Raw genomic sequence first — 14,124 nt, forward strand, 5'->3', positions numbered from 1 at the left:
GGATTTGCATCGCTTCTCGCGGTGTAACATACCTAGTCATGAACTGTATTTGTATCACTGTATATTTAGTTTTACAGATCCAGTAATATAATTCCGGAAAAATCTATAAACTAGTATTTATTTTTTCTTTTAGAACCAACGTATGTCAAATGTGAAGTGACGGCAGCTCAAAATATAGATCGCATCCGAAAGCTGAGCGATACAATATACAAAGAATACGAATCTACCCATGTGGTTGTAGTAGAAGCGTTAGCAAAAGTGCCGGATCCATCCCATCTCACACCCAAACAAGAAAGAATGCTCGCTTTTCTAGAACAGGAGTACGGGCTGTAGTAGATTGAGATGGCGATCGCACACAGCCCTCATCTCAACCCAATCGCGCATCGAACCTGACTCGCTGCCGATGGCATTGGGAAAAAGTATTTGGAGTTCCCAAACGTCTTCTTTGAAAGCGCCCCACAGGCGGCGTGCCACCCGTTATGAATGGCTGAAACACTTCCCTCACTTCCTCTCTCCTTACCTCAAGAGTGTTTCTTAAGACAGTCCACCAGACATCAAACTCCTAATCCTTCCACAAAGCGATACCACCCAATAAACCAGTTACGTTAGGTATAATCTTGACATTTGATGGTAGCTCGATTTTGATATTTTTCGTTTCACCGCCACCGATATACAAATGCTCGTAATTGAACAGATGTTCCAGAGATGCCATCGCCCTTTGCAAACGCCTGTTCCATTTTTCCACACCAATCTTTTCTAAAGTAGCGCGTCCGAGTTGTTGTTCGTAAGTTTCCCCTTTGCGAAACGGATGATGTCCCATTTCCAAATTTGGCACCAATTTACCATCCACAAACAAAGCGGAACCAAAGCCCGTACCTAGGGTAATCACCAGTTCGACACCTTTACCGGAAATTGCCCCCAATCCCTGCATATCAGCGTCATTTATAACCCACACTGGTTTCTCTAACCGCTTTGACAAACTAGTTGCCAAATCAAACCCAATCCACTCGGGATCTAAATTCGCCGCTGTTTTAGTGACGCCACCATGTACCACGCCAGGAAAGCCCACAGAAACGCGATGATATTCTCCCTGAGTTGCAGCAAGCATGACAATAGCATCAAGCACAGCTTTCGGTTTTGCTGGTTGTGGTGTTTCTGTTCGTGCCCTTTTTGTTAAGGGGTTGCCTGTCATATCCAAAACCATTACCTTGACACCGCTACCACCAATATCAACAGATAGGGTAAGGATAGATCCATCTTTTTCAACTGTTGGGTTTTCCATGGTAATTGATTTCTTTAATTTGAGGGGATTCCTGATTCCGGGATACGGGAATTTCAATTATAAATTCTGAACCGCGATTGAGTGCTGAAATACAGCTTAGCTTACCACCATGTTTTTCTACTACAATCTGATAGCTGATTGACAATCCAAGACCTGTCCCCTTACCAACAGGTTTTGTCGTAAAAAATGGGTCAAATAACCTATTCTTAACCTCTTCTGTCATCCCAATACCATTATCAGCAATCCGAATAACAACACGATTGTCTACCACTTCAGTACAAATCCGAATTTGGGGAGAGGTGAGTATTTCTTTCCCTATTCCTTCTGTAAGAGCATCAATTGCATTAGTTAGGATATTCATAAATACCTGATTTAATTGACCGGGATAGCATTCTACACGCGGCAGTTTTCCGTACTCTTTCATAACCTCAATCCCCAAAAAATCTGAGTTCGGTTTCAATCGATTTTGTAAAATGAGTAAGGTATTATCTAAGCCTTCATGAATATCTACCTGCTTTACTTCGGATTCATCAAGGCGAGAGAAATTACGAAGTGAAATGACAATTTGACGAATGCGATCGGCTCCTACTTTCATAGATGACAGTAGCTTCGGTAAATCTGCTATAATAAAATCTAAATCTATAGCTTGACATTCCTCTTGAATTTCGGGATTTGCCTTGGGATAATGTTGCTGGTAAAGGTTAATGAGATTTACCAAGTTTTTAATGCATTCATTTAGATAGTTAAGATTACCAGAAATGAAATTAATTGGATTGTTAATTTCATGAGCAACACCAGCTACTAATTGCCCCAAACTAGACATTTTCTCACTTTGTACTAGTTGAGATTGAGCGGATTTTAGTTCATTTAAAGCTTGTTTTAACTGGATTGCTTTGTTTTTTAAACGAGCATTTTTTTCTTTTAACTCTTGTGTTCTTTCTTGTACTGTTTTTTCTAAGTTTCGGCTATAATATTCCAATTGTTCTTTAGCTTGGGTCAAATTTACAGTTGTTTTTTCCAAGTTCTCATAAAGTTGGGCATTTTCTAAAGAAATAGCAATTTGAGAGGAAAGAATTTGTAAAACTTCAAGACGTTCTGAATTAAAAACTCCCGTGCTTAAATTATTTTCTAAATACAGTAAACCAATAAGCTTTCCTGTATGTATTATAGGCAAGCATAACAAAGACTTGGGTTTAAAGGTAATAATATAAGGGTCTACAGTAAATATTCCTTCACAAAATGCATTATCTAAAACAACCCTTTCTTTTGTTTTTTCTACATAATTAACCACAGAGACTGGAAGACGATCGCGAAAATCAATATTGGGAGTTAAATCTACATTTATGCCATTTTTGGCTACACTACCTCTAGCTTTTATCTGTAAACCATCTTCTGTGGAAAAAATTAAAAACCCAATTTCAGCACCTGCATTTTCAATAACTATTACCATTAATTTATTCAACAAAGAATCCAAAACAATTTCTTCAGATAAAGTTTGGGAAGCCCTAAAAACAGTTGTCCAATCTAGATTGTTGACTAAACCTTTATAAGTAGAATGGGTGTTACTGTTAAGTTGAAGCTCTGTTATTGTTGTTGCAGGTATTCTAGACAGGAGTTGTGGATATTTGACTTCTAAATCTTTGACTTTTGCAAATGCACCCCATTTTAAGTAAGAATAATGAGCATCTACCATGTATATTTTAGCAATTTTTACTCTACCTTTTCTGAGATAGAACTGAGCAGCTAGTTCATTAGCTAGAGCCTCATTTTGTAGATAACCCTGTTCAGCAGCATCTGCAACCGCCCCATCATAAAGTTCCATTGCCCGATCGTCTTGTCCGTGTATACGAGCGACTTCAGCTTGAATGAGCAAATATTGATGTAGATAATTCTGAGGACATTTTTCTGACCATTTTCTAAATTTTTCTAAATTTTTTTCAAGTATATTTAAATATTTATCTTGTTCTTGGTTGTTAACTTCGGTGTATACTTTGGCTAAAGCAATACTTTGATGGAAGTAGAAAACAGGATTAATAAAAATTCCCTCTACTCCACTGATAAACTTTTCTGCAAGTTGAACATATTCTACTGCTTTTCCATAATCACTGTACCAATTATAAAGACAAATTTTGTAAAAATAGATAACAAAGGCAGTGGATAAGTCATTAGATTTTAAAGCAGACTTCAATAATTGATGCTCATTCAATGCTTTGATTGTTTCTTCTTGTTCTAGTGGATTTATTAAAATGGCGATCGCTCTCTTTGCTAATAAATAGTAATTGAGCATATTTTTATCAATTTTTCTCAAAGTTGGGATAAATCGCTCGGTAAAGTCAGCAAATTCTTGTAACGTTTCATTACCAAAAAAGGATTGCCAAAGGAAATTAACAGAACAATATCCAGCCCATTGGTAGCAACCTGTTTCTAAACCGGAATGAAAGCCTTGTAATAGGTAGGGCTTGCTTTTACTAATATGTTCTTTATAATGAAGGATTCCTCCTCCCCAAACATTAAAAATATGTGACTCTAAATTTTTTGTTTTGAGTGTTTCATGCAGTTTTAAAGATAATTCACCCATTTCACAACCTAACTCAACCTCACCATATCTAGATACTAGATAGAAGCTAAAGAGCATATATCCAAATACTGAAATGGGAGAATTACCGTATTGAATTGAAAGTTGAGTTATCTTGATAGCAAACAGGTGCATTGCTTGAGAACCTAAAAAGTAAGCAATGGGCCACATTTCCTTGAGAATCCTTTGAGCCGTAAGTTTTTCAAGGTCTTGCATTTTCGGCAATTCTCTCAGTTCATCAATAGAACGATTGCCAATCATTGCTTGCGTCTTTAGCATTTCTTTTAACAAATATTCATCATTAGGAAAAGGCTCAACATCTATCCCTAAAACCTTAAGGGTATTCAAACCCACATCGTATGCTGAATTCAAATCATTTTTCATGCGGTAGCACATTATTTTGTACTCTGCTACTTGGCACCAATCAAGGAGATTTTTTACTTGAGAGAGGGTTTGTTGAAAAACCATGAATGCTCCCTCATAATTCCCATTTAAATACTCAGATTCTCCTGTTTCTAGATAAATTTTTAAAGTGAGATTGTAATTCTCTTGCCAGCTTCCCTCGGGCAAACAATCCATTCCAATTCTAAACAATCTCAAAGCTGTTTCAAAAGCTGAGGAAAGTTTTGCTTTTTGACCTGCTACAAGATTTAAATCTACCAGTTGATATTGCTCCGCTCGTTCAGTTATTAATTCCCTTGCTGTATTGAGGTGATTGATAATATCAAAGAGATGTTCTTCTAACTTATCTGGGCTAGTATTACGCAGTAATAATCGACCAATTTTCAAATGAATTTCTTGTTTCTGTTCCTGGGGTATTAATTTATAGGCTGCTTGTTGTACGCGATCGTGCAAGAATTTGTAGGAAATATCTATCTTATCTAAAAGAATAGTATTTACTTCTTCTCCATAAGCCATAGGAATTTTATAGTATTTATCTAAAGGTAGAATCAGTTCTTCCCGTAAAGCCTCCCAAAGTTCATTAGCAGTTTTTGATAAAGATTTTTCGTTAACTATTGAAAGAATACTTGAATCAAATTTATTACCTATGCAAGCAGCTAATTTTAAAACATTTTGGCTGTTATTATTTAGCTTTTTAATTTTCCCAATCATTAATTCAACAACATTATCAGTGATATCAACGTTTTGAATAGTATCAATATCCCAGTGCCACTTTCCTAGAATTCTTCCCTCACTTTGGGATTGGCAAAGGCTATATAATAACAAATTTTCCTGATAAAGTGATTTGAGTAGCTGAGCTAAAAAGAAAGGATTACCAACAGTTTTATTAAATAGTAGCTTTGCTAATGGCTGTACTGTCGTCAGTTCAGAGTTTAAGGTATCAGCAAGTAATTGATTGACATGGTTAATGTTTAAGGGTTGGAGTTTAATAGTTTTGACTATAGCGTCAGCTTTAGTCATTTCGTCCAAAGTCATCATTAACGGATGTGCTGCATTCACTTCATTGTCACGATATGCCCCAATCATTAATAAATATTGACTTTCTGGGTCTGTCATCAGGAGCTTAATTAAATTGAGTGATGCTAAATCAGCCCACTGTAGATCGTCTAGAAAGAGTACCAGTGGATGTAATTTTTGCATGAATACGTGAATGAACTTTTTAAATACCATGTTGAACCGAAATTGGGATTCAGTGACTCCCAATATTGGTAAATCTGGTTGTTTACCAACAATCAGTTCTACTTCAGGGATGACATCAATAATCACCTGTCCGTTGATACCAAGAGCATCTAATATTTTTGTTTTCCATTCTTCTATCTGTTGAGAACTTTCTGTAAGGAACTGTCGAATTAAATCTTGAAAAGCTTGAATCAATGAAGCATAGGGAATATTTCGTTTATACTGATCGAATTTTCCCGTAATGAAATAACCCCGCTGTCGGAGAATTGGTTTGTGGATTTCATTTACTAAAGAAGATTTCCCAACTCCTGAATAACCGCATACTAGAATTGTTGCACTACCACCTTGGCTAACTTGCTCAAATGCATCTAGGAGTTGACGAACTTCTATTTCTCTTCCATAAAGTTTTTGAGGAATTTGAAATTGTTGGGAAAAATCCTGCTGCCCCGCGATAAAATTAGTAATCTGACCAGTATTTTGCAACTGCTGCCAGCAGTATTCTAAGTCATACTTGAGACCGATTGCTGATTGATATCTATCTTCTGCTGTTTTTATCAATAATTTCATGACAATATCAGATATTGCCAAAGGAATTTCTGGATTTAAAAGATGTGGTGGAATTGGTTGCTTGGCAATATGGCAATGCACTAATTCTAGAGGATCTTTTGCTGGAAACGGTAATTCACCCGTTAAGATTTGATAGAAGGTAATTCCTAATGAGTAAAAATCAGCCCGATAATCAATGGCTCGATTCATTCTTCCAGTTTGTTCTGGCGACATATAGGCAAGAGTACCTTCTAGCAAATTAGGAGCAAGACAAATTTTTTGATTTTCGCTAGATAGGTGGGAGGCAATACTAAAGCCAGTTATTTTGATTTGACTTGTTTTTGGATTAATAATAATATTATCTGGGTTCAAATCTTTGTGAATTACTTTATTTTGATGTATATCTTTTAAAATAGTAATTATTTGAAGGGCTATTTTAAAAAAATCCATTAATTCAATCTGACTCGATTGTAACCATTGAGAAAGCGTTATTCCTCCAAAATCTTCTAAAATGAGAGCACATTTGTTAGAGTAGTTGACTAAGGTGTAAGCTTTAACAATTCCTTCAAAGTTGAGCTTGTTAGTGATTTCATATTCATGTTTTAAGCATGATATCTGCTCAAGAGTTGGATATTGATTTGTAATAGCTTTGATAATAACCCCTTGTTTGTCAGAGTTCCTAATACCACGATAAATCATAGTATTGGCACCAATTTTCAAATTTTCTAAAATTTTATAACCAGAAATCAGCATAAAGTTAATGAAGAAGTCTTTACAGTCTTAAAAAACGATGCAAAGTCAGTGACGCAAATATTTAAAAGTTAATAAAAATTAAGAAGCTTTTGCAACTGGAGATGTACCGAAGATTTCAATTTAGATACTTACTACTAATAGTAAAATTGCGGAGAGAGCATTGGAGTGCGATCGCTATTGTCTCACAGCCACCTTAAAGATAGCAAGAGATGCCAGTTGAAGTTTGAATGAAATATTGCTGTTCTATGTACTTATGGGAGGATTACCATAAAAGAGAAGAATTTTGATGTCTTAATTTTATCAGGGATAACATAAGAAATATGCACGGCTTTATTCCCGCAGCACGCTTTTTTCCATACTTGACTTGGGCTGACGTTCAAGCCATGCCAAACAAGGAAAATGTTGTGTTGATTCAACCAGTAGGCGCAATAGAACAGCATGGTCCCCACTTACCACTGATTGTGGATGCAGCAATTGGTGTAGCAGTCTTGGGAAAAGCTTTGGAAAAACTAGACACAAGTATTCCAGCATACGCTTTGCCAACTCTGTACTACGGTAAATCAAACGAACACTGGCATTTTCCCGGTACAATTACCCTCAGTGCTGAAACTCTACTAGCAACCCTGACAGAAATAGGAGAAAGTCTTTACCGTTCTGGATTTAGAAAACTGGTTTTGATGAACTCTCACGGAGGACAGCCCCAGGTGATGGATATTGTGGCACGGGATTTACACGTGAAATACAGTGACTTTTTGGTATTTCCCCTGTTCACTTGGCGAGTACCCCACATAACTGGAGAATTATTAACTCCTAAGGAGAAACAATTTGGTATTCATGCAGGGGATGCTGAAACTAGCATTATGCTAGCAATTTTACCAGAACAAGTCAAAATGGATGCTGCTATTGCAGAGTATCCCCCAGAACAACCAGAGGGCAGTTTGCTCAGTATTGAAGGCAAATTATCTTTTGCTTGGACAACACGAGATTTAAGTAAAAGCGGGGTGATAGGTGACCCCACAGTCGCAACAAAAGAAAAGGGCACCCGCATTCTTGAGTCTGTATCTGATGGTTGGGTGCAAGTGCTAAAAGACATATATGCGTTTGAACAACCTGCAAGTGCGGATTTCTCAGTATGAACAATAATAATCTATAAATAGGCTGTGACAAGGTCTACCCTGGGGCTATTCTCCTATCCCTGAGAAATTCTCTAGCCTAAACGTAGGGTTTTTATTTGAGCATAGGGAAAAAATTTACATGACAACCGACGTTTCTCCTAACATCAAGAAAGAAATCAACGGATCTCTGTGGATTGGTGGTCTTCTCATTGTTCTGGGAATTATTGCGATCTCGATTCCTGCTGTTTCGACAATCTTTGCAGAAACTTGGGTCGCTTTGATACTTATCTCTTCAGGAGCTGCTAAACTGTCCTACGCAGTTCAAACCCGCAATGAAGGAGGCTTTATTTGGAAGCTTTTATTAAGCGGGCTGTACATTGCAACCGGTATCATGCTGTTTGTTTATCCTTTCACCGGAATTCTTACCCTCACCCTGTTGCTGGGTAGCTTTTTGTTGACAGAAGGTGTATTCGAGTTGATTTTGGCATTCCGTCTGCGTCCGCAACGAAATTGGACTTGGGCTCTGGGTAACGCTATTGTTACCTTGGTGCTTGGTGCCATGATTTGGTTCCAGTGGCCCTTTGATGCACCCTGGGTTCTTGGAACACTGGTTGGTGCCAGCATTCTGTCCACAGGTGTTTCACGTGTCATGCTATCTCTAAATGCTCGTTCTGCTCTGAATCATCATGACCAAACTGCAAGCGCTTAAACTCAGTAGGTTGCTAAGACAAAACGTAACTGCTAAGGGCCGTCCTTAGTCATTTGTCATTAGTCATTCGTAAGGGTTTCATATTAAGTCCGGTTAATTAGTTATGATTAAACAATCTGTGCAAAAACCGGAAAACCCTCTCCCCCTCCCCCCATCTCCCCCTCTCCCCATCTGCCTTAATGATAAGTCTTTACCCGGACATGATATCAGTAGTAGGTAGGGCTAAAGCCCACCAGCCCTCCCAATCGAAGGAGCAAGATGTTAGTTGAGAGATAGGGAAGAAAGCCTTCTTCCCCGATCCTCAATAAAGTTACAGCAACCCTAATTCTTCAAGGATTTTCAGGAAGGTGAGAATTATCGTGGCTATATAGCTTGTAACCTGACTTATCCTTACTATTGCTTGCCAATTCCACTTAGGTGTATTACTTTTTTGATATTGGTGTTTTTTGCTATCATCCTGTTGCTCATTACTAGGATGTTTTTCTGTTTCTTGCTGATTTTTACAGAAATTCGTAGACATCATAAGTCCTCATAAACAAATATGAGAACCAAAGAGGGGAAGCCAACAGTAAAGTTGGTATTGGGTAAATTAGGTTAAAAAGTTGTAAGAACATTGGTAATTAAATCTACTGTTGTGTCTTTTACCATCTATGGCTCCATAATAATTCTGAATTAAAATAAAGTAAAATGTATTGCTCCTTAGTAGGTATTTTTTATACTCCTTTATAAGGATAAATTTCAGTTAAATGAATATACCCTATTTTTAGGAAAAATCTCTATCTTTTGAAATGAGAAAAATCACGAAAAAGCTGGTACTATATCAACCTTTAAATAATTGCGTTAAATTGTAAATAATCCTTTATTTAAATTTTTACTAATAAACGGTAATTAATGGAAAAAGCAGGTAAAAGACGGTAAAATATATTTCTCTACCATTTGGCAGGCAACACTACAATCAAAGGAAACTATATTTGAAATAGGTAATTAAATCTACTGTTGTGGTTCACATTCCTTACGAAAAGACTTTTATTCTTCAAGAAGGTCTGTAATAGATGCCTTCTAAGAAAGTCCAAAGGAATTGACCACAATTTTGTTTTATTAACTTAAGTAGGTGGGCGTGAATAAACAGAACTGTGTAACAATGTGTAAAGGAGAGAGTGAGATATAGGCGGACAGAAGGGTGGAAGCCACCCAGTATTATGAGTCGTGTTTATAACATTGAAACTTGGGTAAAGCGACTCATGAAACTGGCTCCGATTGGCGCAATATCTCAAGAGTTAGTTAGGTTCGATACACAATTAATGCAGAATCCCGAGTTCCAAGGCAAAGAGTACCAAAAGGGTACTTTGGCAGGATATGAAACGCGAGAATATTTGCTAGAAAAGTTTGGCAGAAAATGCGCCTATTGCTCTTTGTCAAGCGTTGTCTATTGAAATAGCGATTTTATGAGTCGCGATCGCTTGTTAAGTATGACCAAAGAGGACAATGTAAAAATAAGCATTCTAGGTTTTAAGAGCGGTCACTTTATCCTTTAAAATCAGCCATCTTTTCCTTTAAGTGACACTAAAATCCTCGCTTATGCTTCCAGACCCAGACAAATTATCGTCTGGGTGACAGTTGGCATTTTTTAACATTCACCCTCAGCGAAACCACGGTGGATTCCCGGAATCACTTCCGTAACTTTCTGTTTCGATAAAAACTTTTCCCGATCTCTTGACACCCTCCATTAGTAATGACTATTATGCGGAGGCATTTTATTAGCGACTACAAGTCAACTCTCCCAACACACGAATGAAATTCCACTGGTTCGCCCTCAGTCTCACCAGTATTGTACTGCTATCGTCTCCAGCAAGAGCAACAATATCAAAATCTTCCGACCTGAATCAATCAACAGCGATCGCCTTGGTTAAATCCTCTAACAGCATCGCACAGAATTCTTCCAAGGAATCACTTCCTTTACCGGGAATTCAATTCATCGCCCCAGAATCTCAAACTAATTTTGTCAAACCCGAGAATGCTCCGTTATTCCCCAAGAGTATTCATTTAGGGAGAGAAATGTCAACCCTCAATTCCCAAATTCGGGCTTTGATGAACCGCTACAGTTTTCTTTCCCCAGGAATGTTTTTTGTAGATTTGCAAACTGGCGATTATCTCGACATTAATGGGAGTAAGGCATTTCCAGCAGCTAGTACCATAAAGCTTCCCATTCTCATAGTGCTATTTCAAGAAGTGGATGCTGGTAGAATCAGTCTTGATGAACCTTTGGTCATGCGACGGGATTTGGTTGCAGGTGGTTCTGGAAATCTGCAAAATAAACCTGTTGGTAGTCGGTATACCGTCTTGGAAACGGCAACCAAGATGATGACTATCAGTGACAATACTGCTACAAATATGATTATTGACCGTTTAGGCGGAAAAACTGTATTAAATCAGCGTTTTCTCGATTTGGGCTTGCAAAGCACCGTTCTTCGCAATCTCTTGGCAGATGTTCAAGGTACAAATACCACCAGTGCTAAAGATTTAGTCCAACTGTCTGCCTTATTAGCTAACAATCAACTCCTAAGCGATATTAGTCGTTCCCAAGTTTTGAATATGATGCTTCACTGTCACAATCAAAGTCTGCTTCCAGCAGGTTTGGGTTCGGGGGCAATAATTGCTCACAAAACCGGAACTCTGAGATTTGTACTTGGAGATGCAGGGATTATTCAAACACCCAATGGAAAAAAATATTTAGCAGGAATTTTAGTCAAAAGACCAAACCATGACTCTAGGGCAAAGGATTTTATTCGTAAAGTTTCCCAGGTTGTCTATGACTACGAAAACAATTCGCAAGTAACCAGTTTACCTTAATAGAGATGTAGCACGCTACGTCTCTACAGGTATAAAATTCTCCCATTCGGGGCTTCATTCGTGTAATTCCACCTGTCCGGGGTGAGGGACAAAAGGGGGTTTTTCATGTGGATGTAGCAATCACTTTTATCAAGAGTGCTTTCCAATCATAAACGTTGAAACCCTTTAGATGGCTGCTTTTGACCCTTACCCTTTGGCTTCGATTTGCTAACTTCTACCACAGCTTCTTGAAACAAGTTATGCAAATGTATTGGTACGCTAGCAATGTCTGGTAACTCTGGCTCTATGAGTTTGTTGAATTCTTGTAATAGTGGATCTAAGTCGCTTTGAAGCTGAAACTCTGGACGTTGTAAAAATGTTTGCACAACTTTTTCTAACTGTACCGGATACTGTTGGGCTAGGCGATGCCAAATAAAGGCATTAATACTTTTATCTTCAAAATAGAAACGAATAAGTTTCTCGGCACCTTCTATATTTTGCCAGTCCTCTGTTGCTAAAATTTCTTTGATTTTGCTATAGGTTGGGAGAAACATCTGTCCCCATCGAGGATGTGAAAGAGCAGTTACTTGTTCTGCTTTTCTGAGTTCAGCAGGCAAATCAACTTTAGGCATCACCATTTTACTGGAGCCATTTTTGCTGCTCAACATTTGAGAAACTGTTTTGGAATCAGCACCAAATTCCTCTGCGACGGCTTGAATTTCTTCTTCTCCAATACCAGATTCTTGTACGACTTCTTCTAGGGATTTTGAAGGATCGATACCTGCTGCTTCCAAGCGTTTTTGCGTCATGATTTCTTGGAACTCGGTAATCTTTTTGTTCAGTTGGTACCCCGGCAATGTGACTTCATCAGTACCAAAAAAGTCTACAAATTGCTGATGATATTGTTCGACTGATAACCAAGCTTCTTCTAGTAACTCAGGCGCATCTCCATAGAGTTGGTTTCTGTAATTGTCTTTAAAATTACCAATGGCAACTGCTAGTTTCGGTTTACCTAGTTTGCCCATAAGGGTCTGTGGACCGGAAAATGTCCAGTAAGCGTCCGTCATGGGAGAAATACGAGTCAGTAAAATGTCTCCCTCTTTTAAACGAGACAGTTCCTTTTGTAATTTGGTGTTGTTTGGCTTGACTGTATAGTGCTTTGCTGTCAGCCAGTTCATGAGTTCAAAACCATCAGGTAGAATTTTGGTGACGGCAAATAAGCCAATAAATGTGCGATGCCAACTTTTGATGAGTTTGCGATCGCTTTCTGAGAATTCCCCTTGGCTTTGTATATACAAATCCAGTGGAGAAGAATCACCGACTCTTCCTTCTGTAATAAATGAGTCAATGATGAAATCCTTTTGGAAATTGTCGCCACTACCACGGCGCGACTTTTCTGCAGCATAGGTTTCCAGTGCTTCTGCGAGTTCACCCTCAGCATCAAACACAAAATCTGTTAAATCTTGTTGTAGTTGGTGCGATCGCTCTAATATTGCATCCACAAGTCTGTCTCACCAGATCCGACAGTTGTAGATTAGATGTTCTACGAGAATCAAGCATCTGCGTTAGGAAGGAATTTTATGCATACCAGTGAAGGAAGGTAAACAAGCAACAAATGGCTTTCCCTTCCTGTCTTTATAGCTAAGGGCGAGCGATAAGGCACGCTACGGGCTAAAGCTGTATCGCATCACTGTCATCAGCGCTGGCTCGATCCAAAAGCTGGATTGAGGCTAAGTCAAGTTTGAGATCGACCGCTTTGATAATTTCCCCCAGTTGCTGGAGATTTGTCGCACTGACGATGGGAGCCGTGATGCTCTGACGCTGGATGAGCCATGCGAGTGAGATTTGGGTGGGAGTCGTATTGTAAGTTTTTGCTAACTCATCAATTGCCTCTAAAATTCGGAAGCCACGAGGGTTTAAATATTTCTTTACATAACCTCCACGGGAACTCTTGGATAAATCTTTTTCCGAACGATATTTTCCGGAAAGGAAACCACTGGCGAGCGAGAAATAGCTAATAACGCCAATTTCCTGTTCGATACAAAGTGGTTCGAGGTCTTTTTCATAGTCGGCTCGCTCATACAGATTGTAGAGGGGCTGAAGGCTCAAGTAGCGAGGATAACCATGCTGTTCGCTGATTTGCAATGCCCTTAAAAGACGATCTGCACGATAATTCGAGGCACCAATCGCACGCACTTTCCCTTGACGGATTAACTCTGCATAGGTTTCAAGGGTCTCCTCAAGAGGAGTACTTTCATCATCAATATGTGACTGATATAAGTCGATGTAATCAGTTTGCAACCTGTGCAGTGAGTCATCAATAGCTTGCAGAATGTACGAACGAGAAAGCCCTTTACCGCGATCGCCCATATCATTACCAACCTTGCTTGCGATTATTACCTTGTCGCGATTGCGGCGCTGCTTCATCCATGAACCCAGGATCGTCTCTGATTCTCCGCCTTCATTGCCCTCAACCCACCTAGAATAGACATCGGCAGTATCAATGAAGTTACCTCCAGCCGCAATAAAGGCATCTAAAATCTCAAATGAAGTGGTTTCATCAATCGTCCATCCAAAGACGTTACCGCCAAAACATACAGGTGATACTTCTAGTTCAGAACGTCCGAGTTTACGTTTATCCATAGTCCATACAATACGTATTTACTACACTTTT

The 14,124-nt window shown here is 38.7% G+C and carries 10 protein-coding genes and 1 pseudogene; 5 read left to right on the top strand and 6 right to left on the bottom strand.

What is annotated here, in order from left to right; genetic code table 11:
* The first annotated feature begins 156 nt into the window (after positions 1–156).
* Positions 157–333, top strand: a complete 177-nt coding sequence (locus ACYRY3_RS23720) for a hypothetical protein (protein ID WP_460204099.1) — start codon at positions 157–159, stop codon at positions 331–333.
* Here ACYRY3_RS23720 and ACYRY3_RS23725 read toward each other — a convergent pair.
* The 3 genes from ACYRY3_RS23725 to ACYRY3_RS23735 form a co-directional block, all read right to left on the bottom strand.
* The gene (locus ACYRY3_RS23725) at positions 310–474 is read right to left on the bottom strand and encodes a hypothetical protein (RefSeq protein WP_460204100.1); all 165 of its coding nucleotides are present in this window, start codon (positions 472–474) and stop codon (positions 310–312) included. The genes ACYRY3_RS23720 and ACYRY3_RS23725 overlap by 24 nt on opposite strands.
* Positions 475–562: 88 nt before the next feature.
* A complete protein-coding gene (locus tag ACYRY3_RS23730; protein WP_460204101.1) occupies positions 563–1,282 on the bottom strand; it encodes an ROK family protein in 720 nt (239 codons plus the stop codon).
* Positions 1,263–6,797 carry a trifunctional serine/threonine-protein kinase/ATP-binding protein/sensor histidine kinase gene (locus ACYRY3_RS23735; protein ID WP_460204102.1) on the bottom strand — a complete coding sequence of 1,845 codons (5,535 nt, stop codon included), beginning with the start codon at positions 6,795–6,797 and terminating at the stop codon, positions 1,263–1,265. The genes ACYRY3_RS23730 and ACYRY3_RS23735 overlap by 20 nt, the downstream gene beginning before the upstream one ends.
* A gap of 320 nt (positions 6,798–7,117) precedes the next feature.
* Between ACYRY3_RS23735 and ACYRY3_RS23740 the strand changes: the two genes are divergently transcribed.
* Together ACYRY3_RS23740 and ACYRY3_RS23745 are read left to right on the top strand one after the other, a co-directional pair.
* Positions 7,118–7,933 carry a creatininase family protein gene (locus tag ACYRY3_RS23740; protein WP_460204103.1) on the top strand — a complete coding sequence of 272 codons (816 nt, stop codon included), beginning with the start codon at positions 7,118–7,120 and terminating at the stop codon, positions 7,931–7,933.
* A gap of 118 nt (positions 7,934–8,051) precedes the next feature.
* Positions 8,052–8,621, top strand: a complete 570-nt coding sequence (locus ACYRY3_RS23745) for an HdeD family acid-resistance protein (protein WP_460204104.1) — start codon at positions 8,052–8,054, stop codon at positions 8,619–8,621.
* Between the two features lie 310 nt (positions 8,622–8,931).
* Here the strand turns inward: ACYRY3_RS23745 and ACYRY3_RS23750 are convergent, their stop codons facing one another.
* Positions 8,932–9,144 (bottom strand): hypothetical protein, encoded by a 213-nt coding sequence (locus ACYRY3_RS23750; protein ID WP_460204105.1) that lies wholly within the window; start codon positions 9,142–9,144, stop codon positions 8,932–8,934.
* A 643-nt stretch (positions 9,145–9,787) separates the two neighbouring features.
* On the opposite strand from ACYRY3_RS23750, the pseudogene ACYRY3_RS23755 reads away from it, so the two are divergent.
* Both ACYRY3_RS23755 and ACYRY3_RS23760 read left to right on the top strand, forming a co-directional pair.
* Positions 9,788–10,045: pseudogene (locus ACYRY3_RS23755) on the top strand (RRXRR domain-containing protein); the annotation flags it as partial.
* 367 nt (positions 10,046–10,412) lie between these two features.
* Positions 10,413–11,471 carry a serine hydrolase gene (locus ACYRY3_RS23760; RefSeq protein WP_460204106.1) on the top strand — a complete coding sequence of 353 codons (1,059 nt, stop codon included), beginning with the start codon at positions 10,413–10,415 and terminating at the stop codon, positions 11,469–11,471.
* A 146-nt stretch (positions 11,472–11,617) separates the two neighbouring features.
* Here the strand turns inward: ACYRY3_RS23760 and ACYRY3_RS23765 are convergent, their stop codons facing one another.
* Positions 11,618–12,952: a hypothetical protein gene (locus ACYRY3_RS23765; RefSeq protein ID WP_460204107.1), complete on the bottom strand. Its 1,335-nt coding sequence runs from the start codon at positions 12,950–12,952 to the stop codon at positions 11,618–11,620.
* Positions 12,953–13,121: 169 nt separating this feature from the next.
* Positions 13,122–14,093, bottom strand: a complete 972-nt coding sequence (locus ACYRY3_RS23770; protein ID WP_460204108.1) for an aldo/keto reductase — start codon at positions 14,091–14,093, stop codon at positions 13,122–13,124.
* Between the last annotated feature and the right edge of the window lie 31 nt (positions 14,094–14,124).

Source organism: Scytonema sp. NUACC21, from assembly GCF_054684315.1.

Bases quoted from the DNA above. Each gene is read 5' to 3' on its own strand.
- ACYRY3_RS23730 (WP_460204101.1), bottom strand. From the start codon at position 1,282: ATGGAAAACCCAACAGTTGAAAAAGATGGATCTATCCTTACCCTATCT.
- ACYRY3_RS23735 (WP_460204102.1), bottom strand. From the start codon at position 6,797: ATGCTGATTTCTGGTTATAAAATTTTAGAAAATTTGAAAATTGGTGCC.
- ACYRY3_RS23740 (WP_460204103.1), top strand. From the start codon at position 7,118: ATGCACGGCTTTATTCCCGCAGCACGCTTTTTTCCATACTTGACTTGG.
- ACYRY3_RS23745 (WP_460204104.1), top strand. From the start codon at position 8,052: ATGACAACCGACGTTTCTCCTAACATCAAGAAAGAAATCAACGGATCT.
- ACYRY3_RS23750 (WP_460204105.1), bottom strand. From the start codon at position 9,144: ATGATGTCTACGAATTTCTGTAAAAATCAGCAAGAAACAGAAAAACAT.
- ACYRY3_RS23760 (WP_460204106.1), top strand. From the start codon at position 10,413: ATGAAATTCCACTGGTTCGCCCTCAGTCTCACCAGTATTGTACTGCTA.
- ACYRY3_RS23770 (WP_460204108.1), bottom strand. From the start codon at position 14,093: ATGGATAAACGTAAACTCGGACGTTCTGAACTAGAAGTATCACCTGTA.